The organism is Brevibacillus thermoruber 423, assembly GCF_000454065.1.
Classification (GTDB): Bacteria; Bacillota; Bacilli; order Brevibacillales; family Brevibacillaceae; genus Brevibacillus; species Brevibacillus thermoruber.
Genome location: NZ_KE695649.1, coordinates 1 through 22789 on the forward strand (window position 1 = coordinate 1; position 22789 = coordinate 22789).

The 22789-nt window shown below is 58.3% G+C and carries 26 protein-coding genes and 4 tRNA genes; 23 read left to right on the forward strand and 7 right to left on the reverse strand.

All coding sequences use genetic code 11. The annotated features are described in order from the left end of the window. Nucleotides 1-83: 83 nt before the first annotated feature. The 13 genes from M516_RS0104905 to M516_RS0104965 all read left to right on the forward strand — a co-directional run bounded on the left by M516_RS0104905 (nt 84) and on the right by M516_RS0104965 (nt 8437). A tRNA-Phe gene (locus tag M516_RS0104905) sits at nt 84-159 on the forward strand. 6 nt (nt 160-165) lie between these two features. After that, a tRNA-Lys gene (locus M516_RS0104910) sits at nt 166-241 on the forward strand. 2 nt (nt 242-243) lie between these two features. After that, nucleotides 244-319, forward strand: a tRNA-Gly gene (locus M516_RS0104915). A gap of 177 nt (nt 320-496) precedes the next feature. Then, nucleotides 497-2230, forward strand: a complete 1734-nt coding sequence (locus M516_RS0104920; protein WP_029098131.1) for a tetratricopeptide repeat protein — start codon at nt 497-499, stop codon at nt 2228-2230. 75 nt (nt 2231-2305) lie between these two features. Beyond that, nucleotides 2306-3265, forward strand: a complete 960-nt coding sequence (trxB, locus tag M516_RS0104925) for a thioredoxin-disulfide reductase (protein WP_029098132.1) — start codon at nt 2306-2308, stop codon at nt 3263-3265. Nucleotides 3266-3500: 235 nt separating this feature from the next. Next, on the forward strand, nt 3501-4382 hold the full coding sequence (gene rapZ / locus M516_RS0104930) for an RNase adapter RapZ (RefSeq protein ID WP_029098133.1): 882 nt from the start codon (nt 3501-3503) through the stop codon (nt 4380-4382). 74 nt (nt 4383-4456) lie between these two features. Continuing rightward, nucleotides 4457-5467 (forward strand): gluconeogenesis factor YvcK family protein, encoded by a 1011-nt coding sequence (locus M516_RS0104935; RefSeq protein WP_029098134.1) that lies wholly within the window; start codon nt 4457-4459, stop codon nt 5465-5467. 6 nt (nt 5468-5473) lie between these two features. After that, on the forward strand, nt 5474-6424 hold the full coding sequence (gene whiA / locus M516_RS0104940) for a DNA-binding protein WhiA (RefSeq protein WP_029098135.1): 951 nt from the start codon (nt 5474-5476) through the stop codon (nt 6422-6424). Nucleotides 6425-6475: 51 nt separating this feature from the next. Next, complete coding sequence (locus M516_RS0104945; protein ID WP_029098136.1) at nt 6476-6733, forward strand: HPr family phosphocarrier protein; 258 nt, start codon at nt 6476-6478, stop codon at nt 6731-6733. A 194-nt stretch (nt 6734-6927) separates the two neighbouring features. Beyond that, nucleotides 6928-7485: an AAA family ATPase gene (locus M516_RS0104950; RefSeq protein WP_029098137.1), complete on the forward strand. Its 558-nt coding sequence runs from the start codon at nt 6928-6930 to the stop codon at nt 7483-7485. Between the two features lie 187 nt (nt 7486-7672). Then, on the forward strand, nt 7673-7846 hold the full coding sequence (locus M516_RS25430) for a hypothetical protein (RefSeq protein ID WP_176703301.1): 174 nt from the start codon (nt 7673-7675) through the stop codon (nt 7844-7846). Between the two features lie 24 nt (nt 7847-7870). Beyond that, nucleotides 7871-8050, forward strand: coding sequence for an H-type small acid-soluble spore protein (locus tag M516_RS0104960; RefSeq protein WP_029098138.1), 180 nt, complete (start codon nt 7871-7873; stop codon nt 8048-8050). Between the two features lie 153 nt (nt 8051-8203). Then, nucleotides 8204-8437, forward strand: coding sequence for a hypothetical protein (locus tag M516_RS0104965; protein ID WP_029098139.1), 234 nt, complete (start codon nt 8204-8206; stop codon nt 8435-8437). Nucleotides 8438-8552: 115 nt separating this feature from the next. Here M516_RS0104965 and clpP read toward each other — a convergent pair whose 3' ends face one another. From clpP to M516_RS0104990, 5 genes are all read right to left on the reverse strand, one after another. Then, nucleotides 8553-9149, reverse strand: coding sequence for an ATP-dependent Clp endopeptidase proteolytic subunit ClpP (gene clpP / locus M516_RS0104970; RefSeq protein WP_029098140.1), 597 nt, complete (start codon nt 9147-9149; stop codon nt 8553-8555). 119 nt (nt 9150-9268) lie between these two features. Beyond that, nucleotides 9269-10408, reverse strand: a complete 1140-nt coding sequence (locus tag M516_RS0104975; RefSeq protein ID WP_035288960.1) for a bactofilin family protein — start codon at nt 10406-10408, stop codon at nt 9269-9271. Further along, nucleotides 10408-10968: a zf-HC2 domain-containing protein gene (locus tag M516_RS0104980; protein ID WP_029098142.1), complete on the reverse strand. Its 561-nt coding sequence runs from the start codon at nt 10966-10968 to the stop codon at nt 10408-10410. Before M516_RS0104980 ends, M516_RS0104975 begins: the two co-directional genes overlap by 1 nt. Next, nucleotides 10955-11560, reverse strand: a complete 606-nt coding sequence (locus M516_RS0104985; protein ID WP_029098143.1) for an RNA polymerase sigma factor — start codon at nt 11558-11560, stop codon at nt 10955-10957. The genes M516_RS0104980 and M516_RS0104985 overlap by 14 nt, the downstream gene beginning before the upstream one ends. A gap of 123 nt (nt 11561-11683) precedes the next feature. Next, nucleotides 11684-11905, reverse strand: a complete 222-nt coding sequence (locus tag M516_RS0104990; protein ID WP_029098144.1) for a hypothetical protein — start codon at nt 11903-11905, stop codon at nt 11684-11686. Between the two features lie 212 nt (nt 11906-12117). Between M516_RS0104990 and M516_RS0104995 the strand changes: the two genes are divergently transcribed. From M516_RS0104995 to M516_RS26120, 3 genes are all read left to right on the forward strand, one after another. Beyond that, on the forward strand, nt 12118-12579 hold the full coding sequence (locus M516_RS0104995) for a copper amine oxidase N-terminal domain-containing protein (RefSeq protein ID WP_029098145.1): 462 nt from the start codon (nt 12118-12120) through the stop codon (nt 12577-12579). A 394-nt stretch (nt 12580-12973) separates the two neighbouring features. After that, entirely contained in the window at nt 12974-14188 is a 1215-nt protein-coding gene (locus M516_RS0105005; protein WP_029098146.1) for a branched-chain amino acid ABC transporter substrate-binding protein, read from the forward strand. Between the two features lie 70 nt (nt 14189-14258). Then, nucleotides 14259-14384 carry a hypothetical protein gene (locus M516_RS26120; protein ID WP_255309701.1) on the forward strand — a complete coding sequence of 42 codons (126 nt, stop codon included), beginning with the start codon at nt 14259-14261 and terminating at the stop codon, nt 14382-14384. Nucleotides 14385-14459: 75 nt separating this feature from the next. On the opposite strand, the gene M516_RS0105015 is transcribed toward M516_RS26120, so the two are convergent. Together M516_RS0105015 and M516_RS0105025 are read right to left on the reverse strand one after the other, a co-directional pair. Continuing rightward, a complete protein-coding gene (locus M516_RS0105015; RefSeq protein WP_029098147.1) occupies nt 14460-14849 on the reverse strand; it encodes an AAA-type ATPase lid domain-containing protein in 390 nt (129 codons plus the stop codon). A 253-nt stretch (nt 14850-15102) separates the two neighbouring features. After that, nucleotides 15103-15180 (reverse strand) — tRNA-Arg (locus M516_RS0105025). 274 nt (nt 15181-15454) lie between these two features. Between M516_RS0105025 and rpoN the strand changes: the two genes are divergently transcribed. From rpoN to tpiA, 7 genes are all read left to right on the forward strand, one after another. Beyond that, nucleotides 15455-16831, forward strand: coding sequence for an RNA polymerase factor sigma-54 (gene rpoN / locus M516_RS0105030; RefSeq protein WP_029098148.1), 1377 nt, complete (start codon nt 15455-15457; stop codon nt 16829-16831). A 3-nt stretch (nt 16832-16834) separates the two neighbouring features. After that, nucleotides 16835-17104 carry a glutaredoxin family protein gene (locus M516_RS0105035; protein WP_029098149.1) on the forward strand — a complete coding sequence of 90 codons (270 nt, stop codon included), beginning with the start codon at nt 16835-16837 and terminating at the stop codon, nt 17102-17104. A 173-nt stretch (nt 17105-17277) separates the two neighbouring features. Next, a complete protein-coding gene (locus M516_RS0105040) occupies nt 17278-18297 on the forward strand; it encodes a sugar-binding transcriptional regulator (protein WP_029098150.1) in 1020 nt (339 codons plus the stop codon). 24 nt (nt 18298-18321) lie between these two features. Continuing rightward, complete coding sequence (locus tag M516_RS0105045; RefSeq protein WP_029098151.1) at nt 18322-19674, forward strand: Na+/H+ antiporter NhaC family protein; 1353 nt, start codon at nt 18322-18324, stop codon at nt 19672-19674. 31 nt (nt 19675-19705) lie between these two features. Next, nucleotides 19706-20710, forward strand: coding sequence for a type I glyceraldehyde-3-phosphate dehydrogenase (gene gap, locus M516_RS0105050; RefSeq protein ID WP_029098152.1), 1005 nt, complete (start codon nt 19706-19708; stop codon nt 20708-20710). A gap of 101 nt (nt 20711-20811) precedes the next feature. Further along, complete coding sequence (locus tag M516_RS0105055; protein ID WP_029098153.1) at nt 20812-21996, forward strand: phosphoglycerate kinase; 1185 nt, start codon at nt 20812-20814, stop codon at nt 21994-21996. Between the two features lie 14 nt (nt 21997-22010). Next, complete coding sequence (gene tpiA / locus M516_RS0105060; protein ID WP_029098154.1) at nt 22011-22778, forward strand: triose-phosphate isomerase; 768 nt, start codon at nt 22011-22013, stop codon at nt 22776-22778. Nucleotides 22779-22789 lie beyond the last annotated feature (11 nt).

Below are 22789 nucleotides of genomic sequence, written 5' to 3' on the forward strand. Positions count from 1 at the left end.
GTGAAGCTGGAGTTCACGCCGGTCTGTCACACCGGAGGTCGCGGGTTCGAGTCCCGTCAGCTCCGCCATCTACAAAACAAAGCGGCTCGGTAGCTCAGTTGGTAGAGCAGAGGACTGAAAATCCTCGTGTCGGCGGTTCGATTCCGTCCCGAGCCACCATGTTGTGAGCCATTAGCTCAGTTGGTAGAGCATCTGACTTTTAATCAGAGGGTCGAAGGTTCGAGTCCTTCATGGCTCACCAGTGCGGACGTAGCTCAATTGGTAGAGCGTCGCCTTGCCAAGGCGAAGGTCGCGGGTTCGAGACCCGTCGTCCGCTCCATTTTTTATTCGCACACAATTGATACAACGGATAGATGACACCACTCGCTGTAAAGCCAGTGGTGTTTCCTGCTTTTTGGCCGGTTGCGGGGCACTTTGCCGGCCGAATCAACTTGTGGCGCGGGAGCGCTTCTGGTACGATACATGAAGGTACTGCTCCCGTGATGTTGGAGGTTCTATGAAACATAACAAGGGTATCATCAAAGCCACCGTTGTTGACTTCAAGCAAGATGCGGAATTCTTTGTGGAACGCGGTCTGCGTTCCCTGCATCGCTACGATTACGAGAAGGCCCTTCGCTGCTTTCGCCGGGCAATCGAGCTGGAGCCAACCAATGCCGAATACCACTGCCACCTGGCCAGTGTCTTGGCAGAAACGGGGCAATTTGAAGCATCAAACGACGTCTTGTATGAAATTATCGAAAAGTATGATCCGTCCATGGTGGAAGTGTACTTTTACATGGCCAACAATTACGCCAACTTGGAAGACTACCAGATGGCCGAAGAGATGGCGATCCGTTACCTGCAAGAGGATGAAAACGGCCCGTATCGGGACGAAGCGGAAGAACTGCTCGATTACATTTACTTTGAACTGGACCTGCCGCCGCGCCACTTCCTTTCCGGTGACAGCGAGGACGTGTACAACAAACACGAACGAGCTCGACAAAGCCTGGAAGAAGGGCGCTTTTTAGAAGCGTTGGAGACGCTGAAAGAAATTGTGGAGACTGATCCGTCGTTCATGCCGGCCTGGAACAATCTGTCGCTGGCCTACTACTACGTGGGCGATTTTGCCCAGGCGATGGCGACGATCGAACAGACGCTGGAGCGGGAAAACGGCAACCTGCATGCGCTGTGCAACCTGGCCGTCCTGCTTTCCCACCACAATCGCGTGCAGGAACTGGTCGGGCTGATCCAGATGCTAAAAAAAGTGGTCCCGTATCACCCGGAGCACATGTACAAGCTGGCGACGACGATGGGCGTGCTCGGGCAGCATGAGGAAGCGTACCGCCTGTACTACCGGATGCTGAAGACGGGGCGTCCGCACGAAGCCTGCACGTACCACTATGCGGCCATCTCCGCCTACATGACCGGCCGCAGGGAGCAGGCGCTGCGCTGGTGGCAGAAGGCCAAGCAGTTGGACCCGGACGCGGGAGTGGCGGACCACTACATTCAGATGGTAAAAGCGCAGGAAGAAGGGGAGAATAACCTACTGATCCCGTATCAGTACCATCCACCGCAGCGTGAGGTGTCCTGGGAAAAAGCGGCGGTTGACGGTGTCGAACACCTCAAGCGGGACCCGATGATCCGCGCCTCGCTCCTGTGGGCGCTGCAGCATGGACGGGATGAAGTGAAGTTTGCCGTCCTGCAAACGCTTGCCTTGATCGGCGATGACGAGGCGGAAGCGGCCGTGCGCCATTTTTACCACCAGACCGACGATCCGCAGCTGCAGAAGCTGGCCTTGCTGGCGCTGGCCGACATGGGAGCGGCGTTACCGGACTGCCTCCCCGGCACCTCGGTGGAACGCGTCAAGGGCAAGCCGAACACAGCGGAGCGTGATGCCGTCAAAGCAGGCGAGGGGAACCGTACGACGAACGGTGCGGCGAGACGCGCGAACAGTGTCCCGACCCAGCCGGGGATGGAGAGCGTGGAAGACTGCATCTGCCGCTGCCTGACGGAAAACGGCCGGCCCGACTTGGGCGAATGGTGCCTCAAGGTCTGGCGCCGATACAAAGAGAGCGTCACCAAACCGGTTCAGGTGCGGAAAACGGTGGCGTGGGTGGCCGCGCTGGAATATCTATACGGAACGGTGAACAATCAGAAGCAATCCCAGGCGTTTTTCGCCGAAAAATACGGGATTTCTCCGGCAACGGTAGCCAAGTGTGTCAAAGCGTTGGCAGCACTTGATCTGAAATAGATTCTCATTTTATAATAAGTTTAATTAAGCGAATGAGAGAAAGGCACAATCGTGCATGATGAGGAGGCAGTGGACATGAGCGACCAAAAAATTTACGACGTCATCATTGCCGGAGCCGGCCCCGCCGGAATGACGGCTGCCGTATACACCTCCCGCGCCAACATGAGCACGCTGATGCTGGAGCGCGGCGTCCCGGGCGGACAGATGGCCAATACGGAAGAGATTGAAAACTATCCGGGCTTCGGGTCGATTCTCGGCCCCGACCTGTCCACCAAGATGTTTGAGCACGCACAAAAATTCGGCGCCGAGTACGCTTACGGCGAAATCAAGGAAATCCAGGACGGATACCCGTACAAGCGCGTGATTGCCGGCGACAAGGAATACCTGGCGAAATCGGTGATCGTGGCTACCGGTGCGGAACACCGCCTGCTCGGGGTACCCGGGGAAAAAGAACTGTCCGGACGCGGCGTTTCCTACTGCGCCGTATGTGACGGAGCGTTTTTCCGCGGCAAGGAACTGGTCGTGGTCGGCGGCGGCGATTCGGCCGTGGAAGAGGCGGTCTTTTTGACCCGGTTTGCCTCCAAAGTGACCATCGTACACCGGCGGGATCAGTTCCGCGCCCAAAAAATCCTGCAAAAACGGGCGTTTGACAATGAAAAAATCGACGTGATCTGGGACACGGTCGTCAAGGAAATCCGCGGCGATGGCAAAGTGCAGGCGGTGCTGCTGGAAAACGTCAAAACGGGCGAGCAGCGCGAATTCCCGGCCGATGGCGTGTTCATCTACGTCGGCATGGACCCGCTGTCGGAGTGCGTGCGCGGGTTGGGCATCACCAACGAAGCCGGGTACATTTTGACCGATGAGCGCATGCACACCAAGGTAAAAGGGATTTTTGCCGCAGGGGACGTGCGGGAAAAAATGCTGCGCCAGGTCGTGACAGCTACCGGCGACGGTTCCATCGCCGCTCAATCGGCTCAGCACTACGTGGAAGAGCTGAATGAACGTCTGGCGGAAGAAAATGTCACAATGTCTTAACTTCCTTGTAACATGAGTGAAACATTTGGGCGGTACACTAGAGACGATGAATTGACCCCCTTATCTATACGAACCAAACTTGCGTGGCTGCGTTCAGCCGCGTCTTTTTTTTACCGAATCCGAAAGGACAACCTGCGGCAAGCGCGATGCAGTCCGGCCGGTTTGGTGGTAGAGAGGGTACGAATATGACAGTGGTTATGGTATGCTTATGTCAGAATCGTAGGAGGCGAGTGGAGTGACGGAAGTGGGTAAAGAAAGAGCCATCAATTTGCTGATCATCACCGGAATGTCGGGTGCGGGCAAGACCGTAGCCGTGCAAAGCTTGGAAGATTTGGGGTTCTTTTGTGTCGACAACCTGCCGCCGGTGCTGATTCCCAAGTTCGCGGAGCTGATCAAACAGTCGGGAGGCAGCATCGAACGGGTTGCCTTGGTGATTGACCTGCGGGGACGAGAGTTTTTCGAAAGCCTGTCCGAAGCGATCGACAGCCTGAACCAGATGGAGGGCATTTCGTTTCATATCCTGTATCTCGATGCCAGTGACCAGACGCTGGTGTCCCGCTACAAAGAGACACGTCGACGCCATCCGCTCTCGCCAAACGGTTCGCCATTGGAAGGCATTCATGCCGAGCGCCGCCTGCTGCAGGAAATGAAAGGGCGGGCGCATCAGATTATCGATACCAGCCAGATGAAACCGGCCCAACTGCGTGAAAAGATTATCAGCCAATACGCGCAGCAGGGATCGCCGCTGACGATCAACGTGCTGTCGTTTGGCTTCAAATACGGCACGCCGATTGACGCCGACCTGATGTTTGACGTGCGGTTTTTGCCGAATCCCCACTACGTGGAAGAACTGCGTCCAAAAACGGGATGTGACCCGGAAGTGGCCGAATACGTCATGAATCATAAGGAGACAAAAGAATTTGTCGACAAACTGGTCGACTTCTTGTCCTTTACGCTGCCGCATTACCAGCGGGAGGGGAAAAGCCAGTTGGTGATCGGCATCGGCTGTACAGGCGGCAAGCACCGCTCGGTGGCGATCGCGGAGCACATCGGGGACGTCTTCAGCAAAGACTTCACGGTTCGCGTCAGCCATCGAGACATTGACAAAAACAAGTGAGCATAGGATGGCAGGAAGGATCAGGGCCATCCGCGAGGAACGCCTGTGTGTATCAGCATATAACGAGGTGACATATGCCGACGAGGAGAATGGGAACACAGCCCGGCAAGCAGTTGCGGGTTGTCGTGATCGGCGGGGGAACGGGATTGTCTGTCCTGCTTCGGGGGTTGAAGCATGAACCGGTCCACATCACGGCGATTGTAACCGTCGCTGACGACGGAGGGAGCTCAGGCAGACTGCGGGAAGAGATGGATATGCTCCCGCCCGGCGACATACGCAACGTGCTGACCGCCCTGGCCGACACCGAGCCGTTGATGGAAAAAGTGATGCAGTACCGTTTTTCCACCGGCACCGGATTAGCCGGTCATAATTTGGGAAATCTACTACTTGCAGCGATGAACGAGATTACGGGAGATTTCGTAACAGCGGTGAAAAAGCTGAGCGGTGTCCTGGCCGTGCGCGGCGACGTGCTGCCGGCGTCCACCCAGTCGATTCGGCTGCTGGCCGAAATGGAGGACGGGTCGATCGTCGTCGGCGAGTCGCAGATACCGCTTACAGGCAAGCGGATCAAGCGCGTCTTCCTCGATCCCGAAGACGCCGTACCGTTAACCGAGGCCTTGTTGGCCATAGAAGAAGCGGATGCGATCCTGATCGGTCCCGGCAGTCTGTACACCAGCATCCTGCCCAACCTGCTGGTGCGCGGGCTGTTTGATGCCGTGAAGCGTTCGCCATCACCGAAACTATACATTTGCAACGTCATGACGCAGCCGGGCGAAACGGACGGGTATACCGCGTCCGCGCACGTGGAAGTGATGTACCGTCATGTGGGCGGTCCGTTTTTGGACACCGTTATCGTCAACTCGGCTGACATTCCCGCGCATGTCTTGGAAAAGTACGCGGAAAAGGGGGCAGCTCCGGTCATCTGCGATCTGAAGCGATTGCGTCAACTGGGGCTTCACGTCGTGGCGAAGCCGCTGGTAACGTTCGAGGACGGTTATCTGCGTCACGACGCGCACGCCGTAAGCAAACAGGTGGTATCCCTGATCAGGCGCAAGCGCAGGATGCAGAAGATAGAGAAGGAGTGAGGGTCTATGTCATCATTCGCCGCACTGACGAAAAAGGAACTGACCATGCTGGAGAGCCCCGAATGCTGCAGCCGGGCGGAATTGGCCGCCTTGATCCGGATGAACGGCAGCCTGCAATTCGGCGCGGGACGGCTGGTGCTGGATGTGACGACGGAAAATGCGGCGATTGCCAGACGGATCTACACCCTGACCAAGCGGCTGTTTCATATACATGCCGAACTCTTGGTGCGCAAGAAAATGCGGCTGAAGAAAAACAACGTCTACATCGTGCGGATTCCGCACAAGGCGCACGAGATTTTGCAGGAACTCGGCATTATGGATCAACACATGTCCTTTGTCCAGGGCATTTCGCCGGGGATCGTCAAAACCTCGTGCTGCCGGGCGGCTTATCTGCGCGGGGCGTTTCTGGCCGGCGGTTCGGTGAATCATCCCGAGGCGTCCAGCTATCACCTGGAAATTTTCACTTCCTACCAGGATTTTTGTGAGGCGCTGACCAAGATGGCCAACCGCTATCGACTAAACGCCAAGTGTATCGAGCGGAAAAAGGGGTATGTCCTCTACATCAAGGAAGGGGAGAAGATTACCGAGTTTCTCAGCCTCATCGGCGCCCATCAGGCGCTCCTGTACTTCGAGGACGTGCGGATCGTCAAAGACATGCGCAACTCGGTCAACCGCCTGCACAATTGTGAAATCGCCAACATCAACAAGACGGTAAACGCCGCCGCCCGCCAGATGGAGAACATCAAGCTGATTCAGCAGGAGATCGGCTTGGAAAACCTGCCGAAGCGGCTGCGGGAAGTGGCGGAACTGCGCCTGATGCACCCGGACATCAATCTGAAGGAACTGGGGGAAATGCTCCCCAGCGGTCCGGTCAGCAAATCAGGCATCAATCACCGGTTGAGAAAAATCAACGAAATCGCTGACAAATTGCGAGAAAAACAAAATATATCTGTCTAGCGGCATGGTATACTAATCGGTAACGAGTACACTGTGTGAGGAGGTCCATCCATGGTTCAACAGCAGGTTGTGGTCAAACTGAAAACCGGTTTGCAGGCCCGCCCTGCCGCATTCTTCGTGCAGGAGGCCAACCGCTTTGCATCGGAAATCTTTGTGGAGAAAGAAAACAAAAAGGTAAACGCGAAAAGCATCATGGGCATCATGAGCCTCGCCATCAGTTCGGGAACGGAAATCACGATTTCGGCGGAAGGCCCGGATGCGTCTCAGGCGGTCACCAGCCTGGCCAATCTGGTCAGCAAAGAAGAATAGGCCGCAGCGCACACTCCCTATCGATTCTGACTCCATGCAGCGCAGTCCCGTTTGGAATGCTGCCCCTTTCATGGAATAGAGGCATAACGCAAAGCGACTTCTTTCTTTGCCGGTGCCTCTTTTTCTTTTCCGTTCCGTGCGACGGTGGCTCTCTGCTCGGCTGTTTCACATCCCTTGCAAAAGGACGATCGACCATGATTGTAATGATAAACGGTGCGTATGGCGCCGGGAAGACGACGGTTGCCAGCAGGCTGGTTGCATCCATACCGAACAGCATGCTGTTCGACCCTGAAGAGGTTGGTTTTATGCTGCGCCGCATCATTCCGGAAGAGATCAGGCAGCGCGAGGAAAAGACAGATAATTTTCAGGATTTGGAATTGTGGAAGGTACTGACGGTAAAGGTCGCCGGGTTGCTGAAAATGACCTACGGGAAACATTTGATTGTCCCCATGACGATTATCCATAAGGAATACTTCTCATACATGTTCAACGGGTTCAAGGAACTGGATGAACAAACCTGCCATTTTTGCTTGATCGCCAACCAGGAAACCCTCTATGAACGGCTCAGAAGGCGAGGAGAAGCGGAGGGGAACTGGTGTTACCGGCAGATCCCAACGTGTGTGGAGGCCTATCAGGACACATGCTTTGAAGAGAAGATCATGACGGATGGGGTACCGGTAGAGGAAATAGTCGATTACGTGAGAAAACGCATCGATGTGTTGGCAAGGACTGCCGAGAGGGGCCTTGATTAATCGGGGGGATTTGGCGCAGCCGCATAAAAACCTCCCGGAACGTGTCTTTTCGGTCGGGACAGCTGCATGTTTTCCCGCCGGACGGGGAAATGCTAACAGATGAAACAGGAGAGGCTTCCACCCGCAACCGCATGCGAATGGGAGCTTCCATCACCCGGTACACAGCCGCGCTGAAGGAGGAAGACGTGTGGAGAACAACCGTGACGCCCAATACGAAGGACGCGACCAGTTTGACATGGACATTGACCGCATGGTAAACGAGGGGCTCGGCGGCGGACAGGTGACCGACCAGAACGGACTGATCGAGGAGACGACCACCGAGACCATGACCGGAGCCAGCACGGCCCGCGACAACCGCTGACAGCACCAAGGGAGGGATTCACGCATGGATGTGAAGCGCGCACAGGAAATCCTGCGCTCCTCGGACAAAATCGAAGTCCAGTACAAGGGGCAGCCGGTCTGGATCGACGGTGTGGATGAACGAACCGCGACGGCCCGCGTACACGCCGAAGGCAACCCGGCCAACAGCATGACGGTCGAGGTCGGACAGTTGGTGGAGAAGTAATTGCAAAAACGAGGGGAGGGGCATGACGGCCTTTCCCCTCGAGTTATGTCTGGCTTTCCGTAGCTGGGGAGGGGGAATACGCATCTTCCGTTTTCAGTAAATGTTTCATATAGTTCGTAGTATCAAAACCATTGGGAAAAGGATCTGAAAACGATGCGGCGTTACGATCAATCATTAGGCATGGCAGTAAGCGCAAAAACGTATGGGCAGGTAGGGGCGGCGGCTTTGGTGCTGATCAGTTCGCTGTTGGTCTGGATTGTCCTGAAGGAACAGAGCAGTATCTATCAGGATGACTACATGCAAAAAAGCGCCTGTATTTTGCGTTTTCCATCGGGGGAGTCTGGCTCGACATCAGCCAGGATGCCGAACAGATCGGCCGTTATCTAAGCCGTCTGTAGGAGGAAGAACAAGGGCAGCATCTCGCAGGAAAAGGCCACAAACAAAAAACACCCGGCGTACAGGCCGGGTGCCGCGCTTCGAGGGGAATATCCCGTCAAGCCGATTATTTTTTCGAAGAGGATTCCGGTGTGATCACTTTGTCGATCAGGCCGTACTCCAGCGCTTCCTGGGCGGTGAGGAAGTTGTCGCGGTCCGTGTCTTTCTGAATCCGCTCCAGCGGCTGACCGGTGCGCTCGGCGAGGATTTTGTTCAGGTGTTCGCGCATTCTCAGGATGCGTTTGGCGGCGATTTCGATGTCGCTCGCCTGGCCTTGCGCGCCGCCGAGCGGCTGGTGAATCATCACTTCGCTGTTCGGCAGGGCAAAGCGTTTGCCCTTGGCGCCCGCCGCCAGCAAAAAGGCCCCCATGGACGCGGCCATGCCGACACAAATGGTGGACACGTCCGGTTTGATGAATTGCATGGTATCGTAAATCGCCATACCGGCGGTAATCGAACCGCCCGGGCTGTTGATGTACAAGTGGATGTCTTTGTCCGGGTCCTCCGCCTGCAGGAACAGCAATTGCGCCACGACGATGTTGGCGACGGTGTCGTTGATCGGCGTTCCGAGAAAGATGATGCGGTCCTTCAGCAGGCGCGAATAAATATCGTATGCACGTTCACCGCGATTTGTCTGTTCGATGACGGTTGGAATCAAGTTCATATGCATTGAGCCTTCCTCCTCTCTTGGTAAGATTATCATACACGAAAGGTCAGTAAAGGTCAAACAGGTAACTGCAAGCCCTCTTCTCAGTTCTCTCCCAATCCCGCCTATCCTAAACCTTATGGCGTCAGAAATGTTTTATTCGCCTGACCGACCGCGCCGGCCAGCGCCCCGAGGAAGGCCATCCAGACCGGCAGGGCGAACAGCCAGCCGGCAAACGGGATAATCAGCAGGCACTGCAGCGCCACCACGCCCAGCAGCTCGGCAAGCAGGGGGGAGATCCGCCAGCGGAACCGCTCGGCCAGGCGGATGCCGATCCAGGAGCCGACAAACACCTTTGCCGACCAGGTAAGGAGCAGGAATGCCAACAGCAGCGTCACCGCCACCGGAATCCCGACAACAGTCACCAGCAGCACGAGCGAGAGGAGCGGCAGGCCGAGCACGAAGCCGCTTCCCCAGGCGAGCGCCTGTCCCGGGCGCCGGTCCAATTGGCTATAGATGCAGCTCAGCCCGGCCGGGAAGAGAAAGCGCACGGCCAGCCAGAGCAGCAGCGTGCTGAGCAGGGACGAGAGGCCCAGCAGGATGGGGAAATAGGAAAAGACGTTTTGGTCGGAATTCACCGCCGGGGGGGAATACAGCTCCCTGCCCTTGAGGACGGCGCCGGAACCGATCACAGCCCGCTGCGGACTGGAGTAGACCAGATCGCCGCCGATCACGGCGGGCGCGTCAATCCGCAGGGAGCCGCAGTGGAGAAGCGAGATGCCTTCCCCGATTTCCCCCGTGATGCGCAGCGTGTTCGCCTTGCCGTTGGCTTCGCGGGCCACTTTGCCGTACAGGTCGGCATGGGGGGTAAACATCAGCAGGCTGCCGCCCACCTGGCCGCTTTGTTCCAGCACGATATGGCTGGAACCGGCGGTGACGTTTCGTTCCACCCTGCCCGAGATCGACAGGTTTTGCGTGAAGGCGCGCACATCCCCCTCGACGGTGCCGCCGATCCGAGTGGCGGCCGCGAACGAGAGGACATCTCCCGTGACGCGTCCGTTTACCTGCACGTTTTCCGCAAACACGTACAGGTCGCCGTCCACCGTTCCTTCGATCGTGACCGTGCTGGCGTTGACGGCCAGATCGCCGTCGTGAACCGCGTCAGCCGGCAGCACGTAACTTTGGCTCGACACCGCACCGAACGCATGGACCGCGCTTGCCGGCACGAGCAGGGAAACAGACAGCAGCAGGCATACGATTTGTCTGAACCGTCCCATCAGTCAACCTCCCGATTCCGCAGCCGGGATGGAGGGAAGGGATGGAAGCGTATGTTCACCAGCAGGAGCAGACCGATCAGCAGCAGCAGCGGCAGCGGCAGTGCCACCACGTATGCGCCGGGGACGTCGAACAGGTCTCCGGCGTTGTCCTTCAGCCACAGGGCCGACCCCCAAAAGAAGCGGGATGTCCAGGAGTTCCACGCCGAGGAAACCCAGTGAAACCACACGCTCTGCCAAAAAATGAGGTAACCTGCCGTAACAGCCAGAAGAGCGCTCGTCCCAAGCACCGCCCGCCACAGCAGGCGGCGTCGATGGCGCCTGTGCAGGATGGCAATGCCTTCAATCTGTGCCGCCGTCAGCGAGTCCAGCTCCAGCGGCGGCAGAGACGTATCCGCGGCGAAAAATGTCTCCGCCAGCAGACGCTGCTCGCCGGCCAACTGCTCCCACGACTGCCGGCAGTGAAAACAGTGGGCCAGGTGGTCTTCCACGCGGGCCGCTTCTTCGGCGGACAGCTCGTTGTCCCCGTACATCATCAGTGTCAGATCGTCAATATGCGGCATCGGCCATTCTCCTTTCCTCCCGATGTTTCTCCAGCAATTCTTTCAACTGCTTGCGGGCCCGGAACAGCCGGGTGCCCACGGTGTTTTTGTTCATCCCCACGATGCTGCCGATATCTTCATAGCTCATGTCTTCGACAAAACGGAGGGTCAGAATCAGCCGGTCGGTTTCGTTCAGGGTGTCCATGAGCGCGGTCAGCTCGGTGTGCGTCTCCTTTTCCACAAGGAACCGCTCCGGGCTTTTGACAGGCGCTGCGGGGTGTTTATGTACGTGCAGCAACAACTGTTCGTCCTCCAGCACGATCTCCCGTTTTTTGCGCAGGAAGTCGATGCACGTGTTGGAGGCGATGCGGTACAGCCAGGAGTGAAAGGGCAGTGCGGGATCGTATTTGTGCAGATTCTGCGCGACCTTCAGCCAAATTTCGTTGTACAGGTCCTCACCGTCGTGATAGCCGCTGACCAGCTTTCGGACGATGCGCATCACGCGCGGCGCAAACAACAGGACCAGCCGGTGAAACGCCCGCGGCTGTCCGTTCACAAACTGCTCGGACAACCGGGCGGCTTCGCTGTTGATTCGCGCCAGTTCCTGATCCATCACGCATCCCTCCTCCCGTACAACAATACGGGATCGCCTCCGCCAAAATTTCAACAGACGGGGTCCCTTCTCCAACATAGCAGGAGAAACGATCGCCGGAAAGAGGGTTGTCCCGAGGCGGACTCAGGCTTCCTCCGCCTCTTCCGCTTCGGCAAGCTCGACAGCCAGGCGAAGCGTCGCGTTCATTTTCCGCCCCTTGATGATCGTGTATTCCTCCACCTGCCGGGCCTGCAGCTTGTTGATGGCCTCCGCCAATGCCTGTTCGTCCGTGAACGGCTGAATGGTCAGCAGACATTCCTCGTCGTTCGCTTCCTGGTAGATGAGGTACAATCGCTCGTTCGCCACGAGAGCCGCTCCCTCCTTGGACTTATCCACAGAGTTGTTAACAGGTTGTGCACAAAAACGTTTGTTCGCGGGATATGTGCCGTTTCTTCTAGTGTGGCATGTTGGAGCAGGAAGGCTCATAGGGAACTTTTGGGAGAAAAAAGAAGGAATAAAACGATTAATGTCAAATATTTTCAAATTGGTAATTATTTCATTGGTCAAGGGGTGTTACCATGCTTCGCAAAATGCCAGCCATGCTGCTGACGGCAGCACTGTTGACCGGAAGCGTCGCGGCAGCCGCCGCCTCTGCCCAGGCGGCACCGGTCCAACAGCAAAAAATCAAAGTCGTGCTGAACGGAAAGGAACTGGTCTTCCCGCAGGACGTGGTGACGGAAAACGGTGTGGCCTACGTCAACGCCAGCACGCTTGCCATTGCCCTCGACGGTACGGCCGCCTGGGACAGCATGACCCATTCCGTGCTGATCGCCAAAAACAACAAGTACGCGCTGCGCATGTACCAAAACAAAACCTTCGCGTACAAAAACGGCAAGGAGACCAACGTGCCGAATCCCCCGCGCGTGACGACCGGCGCCGTGCTCGTGCCGCTGGTGTTCGTGGCAAAGGAGCTGGGGGCGACTGTCTCCTACGACGCCAAGCATCTGACCTACAACCTGTCCATCAAGACGGAGAAGTAAGCGGCCTGGCGGATTCATCCGTTGTAACCGCTCGTCCTTTTCCCGTATAATAAGGCAGAAAGCAGTGGGAGAGGGGAATCGCAGATGGAAACGACGGTCATTGTGGCCAGTGTCGTCATGTTTGTCGGGTTTATCGCCTTGACGCTCTATGTCACGAGCAAAGCGTACTCCCGCAAATACAAGGAATAGACAAAGATGCCGAACGCGAATGCGCCGCTTCCCGGCCGGGGGCGGCTTTCCTTTTTCATCATCATGGAATCGTTCCTATAGGTATCGCCTATATCTTGTATCTATTTTATCTGTTGCAAATTTTCGTATTTATTTTAAAATATGAGCAAGTGGCACTGTTTTCTTGTAATGGTTTGCTCGTAAAGTAAAAGGGGGATTTCTCACGATGAAAAAACAGAAAACATTTGTTTTTCTTGCAACTGTTTTGGCACTGGGCACCGCCCTGGCCGGCTGCGGAGGCGGCGCCGGCGGCGGACAGCAGCAGTCGAGCAACGGCGGCAGCAGCACCGGCTCCGGTTCGCTGCAAAAACTGGTGATCGCCTCGGTCGGCCCGCTGTCCGGCCAGTACTCCGATTACGGCAGCACCGCCAAGGCGGGGGCCGAATACGCCCTGAAGCAGAGACAGGAAGATTTCAAAAAACTGGGCTTTGACGTTCAACTGCTCGCCCAGGACGACCAGGCTGACCCGAAACAGGGCGTGGCGGTCGCGCAGATGCTCATCTCCAATCCGGATGTCATCGGCGTCGTCGGCCACGTGACTACCGGCGCGTCGATTACGGCATCCGCCCAGTACGAACAGGAAAAACTGGTCATGGTATCGCCGTCTTCGACCGGGGCCAATTTGACGGAAGAAGGCAAAAAAGTGGTGCACCGCATCTGCGCCCGCGACGACCAGCAGGGGTCCAAGGCGGCCATTTACGCCAAGAACCAGTTGGGCGTCAAGACGGCCTACATCGTACACGACAAACAGGCGTACGGCCAGGGGCTGGCCGACGAGGTGAAGAAGCAGTTTGAAAAGGACGGCGTCCAGGTGGTCGGCTACGAAGGCATTACCGCCGGCGAAAAGGACTACAGTGCCGTGATCAACCAAATCATCGCCGCCAAACCGGAAATGATCTACTTCGGCGGCTACTACTCCGACGCCGGCGTTCTCATCAAGCAGCTTCGTGACAAAGGCTTCAAGGGCATCGTGATGGGCGGCGACGGCTACGACTCCCTCGATCTGGTGAAAATCGCCGGCGCCGACAATGCCAACAACGTCGTGTTCACATCCGTCGTTGGCGACATCGGGGCGACCGAGGAAGGCAAGAAGTGGATTTCCGAATTTGAGCAGGCCACCGGCAACAAGGTGGGGATCTTCACGTCCTTCGGTTACGACTCGATGAACGTCCTGCTGCACGGTCTGGAAGAGGCGATCAAGGCCAACAACGGCCAAAAGCCGACGCGCGAGCAGGTGCTGGAGCAGGTGCACAAGATCAGGGACTTCCAAGGCCAGTTCGTCAAAGTGGCGTTCGACGAAAAAGGCGACAACGAGTTTGCTTCCGTCTACGTGTACAAATACGAAAACGGCCAGAAAGTGTACGTGGGTGAAGCGAAGTAACAGGCGGTTGAGTCCGGCCGGTTGGGACATACTACAGGTGGCGTGAAGACCATCTGCAGAAAGGAACGGGATGCGCATGTCCAACAACCGCAGCACCCAATACGGCGGCAATCAGGGACACAGCAGCAAGTCGCAGACGTCCCAAAAGCAAAAGTCGGAACGGGACCGCAACCTGAACAAACAGGACCCGCAGTGAATACAGCAAAACGCCCTGGAGAGGAGCATTCTCCAGGGCGTTTTGCTGTCGGCGGATGCGCTGCAGGGATTCCGCTTACTCCGAATCGGCACGATGACCGCAGTATTTGCGAATCAGCCTGGAAGCGCGAGTTTGGCTCACGTTCAGATCGGCGGCCACTTTGCGGGAGCTGCCGCATTTTTGGTAGGAGCGCACGACCATCTGCCGCTCCACTTCCCGCAGGGCTTCATCCAGTGACGAAAAGGGCGGATCGGGCAGCCGCTCCTTGGTGTGCTGGTGAATCAAGTCAGGCAGGTGCCGCGGATGGATGATCGAGTCGGTCGTAATCACCAGGCGTTCGATGACATTTTCCAACTGGCGCACGTTGCCCGGGCAGGCGTAACCGGAGAGAATCTCCAGCGTCTCCTGCGAAATCAAACGATCCACGCCGTACTTCTTGTTGAACTTCAATTGTGAAGGAAACATGTGTGCATGGTGCTCCTGACTCCTTGCCTCGCGCAGGTGCTTGGGGCTTTTTTTATGGGCCGGGGAGGGACGATTTTCAACCGGCGAAAGTTTGTCCAAAAAATCCGCCTTGAGCCGTACCCATACGGATCGGTGCGCACGGCATGCAGGGCGGTGTAACCAAAACGCCGGAACGGGGCAGGGGGCATGCACACACAAAAAAACGCGACCCTCCGGCTGGCAGAGAATCGCGTTTATTCCTTGTTGCCACGTATGGTGCGCCCGGTAGGAGTCGAACCTACGCAAGACGCGGTTCCGGAGACCGCCGCTCTATCCACTGAGCTACGGGCGCGTGACGATCTTTATTATAGAACATATTTTAAGCATATGCAAATGCAAAAAATGGAAAATGACAAAAAATCTTTTGAAGGCCGGGGAAGTCCCGCCGCTGCTGCTGCGTTTCTCACGTTTTTCAACGGATCGCACAGCAATCAATGGCGGTCCGTTGGGCGAGCGGACATATCGAAAATAAAATATTGGCAGGAAAATTGCATGACTGAGCGAATATAATGAGAAAAGACAGAAGTGCCTAAATCTGCTGCATGGAAAGAAGGGGGGCGAACTCGATGAACATGGGACTGGGTCTTTATCAGGAGCAGACGCTGAAGCTGGTGATGACGCCGGAGTTGAGGCAGGCGATTACCATTTTGCAGTATTCGGCCGTTGATCTGATCTCCTATTTGCAGGAGCAGGCAAACGAAAATCCCGTAATCGAGTTGCAGGAAGAGGCGGTGGACGCGGCACCTGTAAAACAGGAGCGGCCGGCTCCGGAAATCGACTGGAAGGAGATCGTGGGAAATCGGGCCACAGGCGAATATTCCGCGGGCAAAAATGAAAGCACTTACAATCCGCTCGACTTTGTGCATCAAGAGACGGTGACGCTGTACGAACATTTGGAACGGCAGCTTGGCTACGTCAAGGGCTTTACGCCGCTGCAGCGGAAGATCGCCCTGTTTTTGATCGGCAATCTGGACGAAAAAGGCTATCTGGAAATCCCGCTGGAGGAAGCGGCGGAGCGCCTGGGCGTGGCGTTGAACGAGATTGAAGACGTGCTGGCCGTCCTGCAGCACTTTGATCCCGCCGGGGTGGCCGCCCGCAGCCTGGAAGAATGTCTGCTGCTGCAGCTCCGCCACCTGGGCTTGGACGACGACAACATCGTGCAGGTGGTGAGCCATCATCTGCACGATCTGGCCGACTGCCGCTACCAGCGGATCGCCGAGAAGGTCGGCTGTACGGTGCAGGACGTACAGGCGATGGCGGATCTGCTGCGCACGCTTAACCCCCGTCCGGGTGCCGCCTTTTCCCGCGCCGAGACGCGCTACGTCATCCCCGACGTGGCCGTGGAAAAGGTGGGCGACGACTACGTGGTGCTGGTCAACGACGTGGCGACGCCGCGGATCAAAATCAACAGCTTCTACGAGAAGATGCTGCGCCAGCAAAAGAGCCAGGACGACGCCCGGCAGTTTATTCACGAAAAACTGAACGCCGCCATGTGGCTGGCGAAAAGCCTGGAGCAGCGGCGGCTGACCCTGATGCGCGTCACCCAGGCGATCGTCGAGATGCAGCGGGAGTTCTTCGATCGCGGCGTCCACTACCTGAAGCCGATGACGCAAAAGGAGATCGCCGAGCGGGTCAACCTGCACGAGTCGACCATCAGCCGCGCGACCAGCAACAAATACGTGCAGACGCCGCGGGGGATTTTCGAACTGAAGTACTTCTTTACGTCGGCGCTGTCGACGGCCAGCGGCCAGGCGGCCTCGTCGGAGAGCGTCAAGCGCCGGATCAAGGCGCTGATCGAACAGGAGGACCGGAAACAGCCGCTGTCGGACCAGAAGCTGGCCGAGATGCTGCTGCAGGAAGGGATCGAGATTTCCCGCCGGACAGTGGCCAAATATCGGGAAGAGATGATGATCCCCTCGTCGGCGAAGCGAAAGAGGTTTTGAGAGATGCATGCAGGCAAACCGTTTGAAATCGTGCTGTACGGGCGGAAACACTGCCATCTGTGCGAGCAGGTGGAGCAGTCGATCCGCCTTCTGGAGCAGGAGTTTCCGCTTCGCCTGACCGTGGTTGACATCGAGGCGGATGACGTGCTGCACGAGCGGTACATGCTGGTCATCCCCGTCGTGGAGATCGACGGGCAGGAGGCATTCCGCTCCGTCACCAGCGTGGTCACCTGGGAAGAACTGCGAGCGGAGCTGGTTCGCCGCTCGAAGTAACCGGCAACACGTCCCTCGGCTCTGGCGGGCTGAGGGACCTTGCATGTTTTTTACAGGTGTGCTACATTCAAAGGGAAGTGAGATTATTTTTTTGCTCCAACCGGGACAAAAAATGTATATACCGGGACAAAAAACGTCCCGGAACAAAAACAAGCAGACGAGGAAGAAGGCAGATGCGGCGTTTCATCGAGATGCAACAAAAACTGCTGCCCGATCTGATTGACGTAATGCGGCAGCGGTACATGCTGCTTCGCTCGATCGATCACCTGCAGCCGATCGGCCGGCGCGCTTTGGCCCAGGAGCTCCAAAGCACGGAGCGCATCCTGCGGGCCGAGGTGGATCTGTTGAAGGAGACCGGGCTGCTTCACGTCACGGCAGCCGGGATGAGCTTGAGCGAAGAAGGACAGCGTGTGCTGGATGAGCTGGAACCGCTGGTCGGCGAATTATTCGGCCTGACCGAGCTGGCGGAGCGGCTGCAGCGCGTGCTGGGCATCGCCGAAGTGATCGTCGTCCAGGGAAACGCCGACCATTCGCCCTGGGTCAAACAGGAGCTGGGACGCGTCGGAGCGCGTGTGCTGAAGCAGTACGTGCGGGAAGGGGACATCGTCGCCGTCACCGGCGGAACGTCGATTGCCAGCGTGGCCCAGCATCTGACGCCGGCCCCCGCGTTTAAAGGCGTCCAGTTTGTCCCGGCCCGCGGCGGCCTGGGCGAGCGGGTGGAGCTGCAGGCCAACACGCTGGCATCGGCGATGGCGGCCAAGACCGGCGGAACCTACCGGCTGCTGCACGTGCCGGATCGGCTGCATCCGGAAGCGCTGCAGAGCCTCTTGCGGGAACCTCAGATCAAAGAGGTTCTGGCCCTGCTGAAGCACGCCCGGATCGTCCTGCACGGCATCGGCGACGCCGTCACGATGGCGAGGCGGCGCAGCTACTCCGAAGCGGAGCTGCGCGAACTGGAGCAGGCCGGGGCCGTGTCGGAAGCGTTTGGCTACTACTTTAACGAGGCGGGCGAGACGGTTCACCGCATGCCGACGATCGGCCTTCAGCTCGAGGACGTCAAAAAGGCGGAGGCGGTGCTCTCCATCGCGGGCGGCGAGAGCAAGGCGAAAGCGATCCTTTCCTTTGCCAAACAGTCGTGCCAGAATGTACTCATCACGGACGAAGGGGCCGCGCGGGCCATTCTGTCCGCATGACTGCAGCGGAAGGAAGAGCGCTTCATGAACGTGCTGACGGTCCTCCCCGTCTTGTCGCTGATCGCCGGAATCGCGCTGAGCCTGAGTTTCGGCTTTCCGCTGTTTCTGGGGATGGTTTTCGCCATCTTGGTCACACTTGTTAGTGTAAATCGCCTTGGCTATTCCTGGAGGGAACTGTTCGCGTTCGGCTGGGACGGCGTGAAGCAGACCAAACCGGTGCTGCTCATCCTGTTTCTGGTGGGGCTGCTCATCCCCCTCCTGATGATGGGGGGCACGATTCCCGCCATCATCTACTACGGGCTGTCCGTCGTCGACGTCCGCTGCCTGCTGGTTCTCTCCTTTCTCCTGACGGCGGCGACCAGCTTCCTGCTGGGCACCTCGGTGGGGACGCTGAGCACGATCGGCCTGTCGTTGATGGGGATCGCCCACACGGCCGGCGTGCCGGGCGGGATCGTGGGAGGCGCGCTGATCAGCGGCGCGATGGTGGGGGAACGGTTTTCCCCCATCTCCAGCAGCCGACTGCTGGTGTTGAGCAGCGTCAGCATGACGGAAGAGGAGGAGCGCCGCACCAACAGCCCCGCCCTGTTCACGGTGGGGGCGTGCGCGCTGTTGTTCCTGCTGATCGACCTGCTGCGCAGCCAGACGGGCGAAGCGGGAACGATCGGCTATTACCAGGAACTGCTGCGCCGGTTCTTTTCCGTCGGCTGGCTGCCGCTGGTTCCGCTGATTGTGCTGATCGGCTCGTTTGCCCTGCGGGTCAGGGCAATCCCGGCCCTGCTGTTCGGCATCGCCGCAGCCGCGGCGCTCGTGCTGGCGACCTCGCCGCTGGACGCCGGGACCATCGTCCGCTCTGTCCTGAGCGGATACGAGCTGCATTCCGGCACGCCGCTGGACCAACTGGTGCACGGAGGCGGGATGGCGTCCATCCTGAACGTGCTGGTGCTGATTAGCCTGGCCGGCTTTTTGAACGGCATCCTGAACAAGGCCAACCTGTTGGCCCCGTTGGTCGACCGCCTGATGGGGGAGACGAAGCGGCCGGCAGTCTTCGCCGGCAAGGCCGTACTGCTGTCCCTGCTGGTGGTCGCCATTAGCTGCAACCAGACGATTCCGCTGCTGGTGCTCGGCTCGACGCTGCTGGAGCGGTTCTCCCGGCTGGAAGCGGGAAAGGTGCTGCTCGGCCGGACGATGCTGGATTCGACGCTGGTGATGCCGGTGCTCATTCCCTGGAACGGCCTGGCGATGGTGATGGCCGTCACCTTGGGCGTGTCCACCGTCGAGACGCTGCCGTATTTGTTCTTTCCCCTGTTATTGCCGATTGTAACGATAGTCACTGCCCGTTCCTTTCAAACGGCGGGCGTTTTTGTAAAAACCAAGTAGAAAGCCATATGAGCGAGCAGGAGGTATTGTTATGGTAAAAGTGGGTATCAACGGATTTGGCCGCATCGGCCGCAACGTGTTTCGCGCAGCGCTGAACAACCCGAACGTGGAAATTGTCGCCGTCAACGACCTGACCGACGCGCAGACGCTGGCACACCTGCTGAAGTACGACTCCGTACACGGCGTGCTGGACCTGGACGTGGAAGCGCGGGAAAACACGCTGATCGTCGGCGGCAAGGAAATCAAGGTGCTGGCGGAGCGCGATCCGGCGCAGCTCAAGTGGGCGGATTACGGCGTAGAGATCGTGGTGGAATCCACCGGCCGTTTCACCAAACGGGAAGACGCGGCGAAGCACCTGGAAGGCGGCGCGAAAAAGGTAATCATCTCCGCGCCGGCGACCAACGAGGACATCACGATCGTGATGGGCGTCAACGAGGACAAATACGATCCGCAAAAGCACACGGTCATCTCTAACGCGTCCTGCACGACCAACTGCCTGGCTCCGTTCGCCAAAGTGCTGCATGAGAAGTTCGGCATCGTGCGCGGCCTGATGACGACCGTTCACTCCTACACCAACGACCAGCAGATCCTTGACCTGCCGCACAAGGACCTGCGCCGTGCCCGTGCGGCTGCGACCAACATCATCCCGACCTCGACCGGGGCGGCCAAAGCAGTGGCGCTCGTGCTGCCGGAGCTGAAAGGCAAGCTGAACGGCTTTGCGATGCGCGTACCGACGCCGAACGTGTCCGTCGTCGACCTGGTGGCCGAACTGAAAACCAACGTGACGGTTGAAGACGTCAACCGCGTGCTGAAGGAAGCGGCGGAAGGCCCGCTGAAAGGCATCCTCGGCTACTCGGAAGAACCGCTGGTCTCCTCCGACTACAACGGCAACCCGGCCTCCTCCACAATCGACGCGCTGTCCACGATGGTACTGGAAGGCAACATGGTCAAAGTCGTCTCCTGGTACGACAACGAATGGGGCTACTCCAACCGCGTCGTAGACTTGTGCCAATTTGTTGCAGAACGTGGCTTGTAAAAAGTAAAATAGAACTGTTGTGAAAAAAGGGAGAGCGTCCTCTCCCTTTTTCCCATACGCTATTTTCCGAACATAAGCCATTCTTGTGGGGAGGATCGTTCATGAACAAGAAGTCTATCCGCGATGTGAACCTGGCAGGAAAGCGCGTTTTCTGCCGCGTCGACTTCAACGTACCGATGCAGGACGGCGTGATTACCGACGACACGCGTATCCGTGCCGCCCTGCCGACGATTCGGTTCTTGCTGGACGCAGGCGCCAAGGTGATTCTCGCCAGCCATTTCGGCCGTCCGAAAGGGCAGGTGGTCGAGGAGATGCGCCTCACGCCGGTTGCCGCCCATCTTTCCGCGCTGCTCGGCAAAGAGGTTAAAAAGCTGGACGACTCCGTCGGACCGGACGTGGAAGCGGCCGTCTCCAACATGCAGAACGGCGACGTGATCCTCTTGGAAAACGTGCGTTTCCATGCAGGTGAGGAAAAGAACGATCCCGAGTTGGCACAGCGCTTTGCGCAGTTGGCCGATGTGTTCGTCAACGACGCGTTTGGGGCCGCACACCGTGCCCATGCGTCCACGGCGGGCATCGCCCGGTACATACCGGCGGTGGCGGGCCTGTTGATGGAAAAGGAAATCCGCTTCCTGGGCGGCGCCCTGACCCGTCCGGAGCGTCCGTTTACGGCCATTGTCGGCGGCGCAAAGGTTAAAGATAAAATTGCCGTGATTGAAAACCTGCTGACCAAGGTGGACCATCTGATCATCGGCGGCGGCATGGCCAACACTTTCCTCAAGGCAAAAGGGTACGGCATCGGCGCCTCCCTCTGCGAGGACGACAAGCTGGATCTGGCCCGCTCGCTGATGGCACAGGCCGAGGAGCGCGGCGTCCAACTGCTGATGCCGGTGGATGTGGTGGTGGCGGACCGCTTCGCGCCTGACGCACAGAAACAGACCGTCTCCGTCGACGCGATTCCGGACGGATGGATGGCGCTCGATATCGGTCCGAAAACGGTGGAACTCTTCCGCGGCGTGATCGTCGATTCCCGCACGGTGGTGTGGAACGGGCCGATGGGCGTGTTTGAAATGGACGCGTTCGCCCAGGGGACGATTGGCGTGGCTCAGGCGATGGCCGCCTGCTCCGGCACGACGATCATCGGCGGCGGCGACTCCGTGGCGGCCGTGGAGAAAGCGGGCGTGGCGGAACAGATGACGCACATTTCCACCGGCGGCGGCGCTTCCCTGGAATTCATGGAAGGCAAGGAGCTGCCCGGCGTGGCCGTGCTGCAGGACAACGAATAAGGAGGGAGATTCCTCTGAGAACCCCAATTATCGCTGGAAACTGGAAGATGCACAAAACGATTGCCGAAGCCGTCCGCTTTGTCCAAGAGGCGAAAGCGGGCAGCGCTGCGGCTGGCGTGGAACAGGTGATTTGCGCGCCGTTTACGGCTCTGGCCGCTCTGGCGGAGGCGCTCAAGGGCACACCGATCGCCCTGGGGGCGCAAAACGTTCACTTCGAGGAGCAGGGCGCCTTTACCGGCGAGATCAGCCCGCTGATGCTCAAGGAGATCGGCGTCCGCTACGTCATCATCGGCCACTCGGAACGGCGCCAGTATTTCAATGAAACGGACGAGACCGTCAATAAAAAGGTGCTGGCCGCCCTGAAGCACGGCCTGAAGCCGATCGTCTGCGTGGGCGAAAGCCTGGAGCAGCGGGAGGCGGGCGAGACCGCTGCGGTCGTGCGCAGGCAGACTGAAGCGGCGCTGGCCGGCGTGGATGCCGCGCAGATGGCGGACGTGGTGATCGCCTACGAACCGATCTGGGCGATCGGTACGGGCAAATCGTCCACGGCGGAAGACGCCAACGAGACGATCGCGATCATCCGCGGCGCGATCGCCGAGCGGTTTGGCCAGGCGGCTGCCCAGACCGTGCGCATCCAGTACGGCGGCAGCGTGAAGCCGGAGAACATCGACAGCTTCATGGCGCAGCCGGACATTGACGGAGCGCTGGTGGGCGGCGCCAGCCTGACGGCGGAAAGCTACCTGCAGTTGGTGGCCGGAGCCGCCGGACAGCGTCAGTCGTAAGGAGGGGAGTC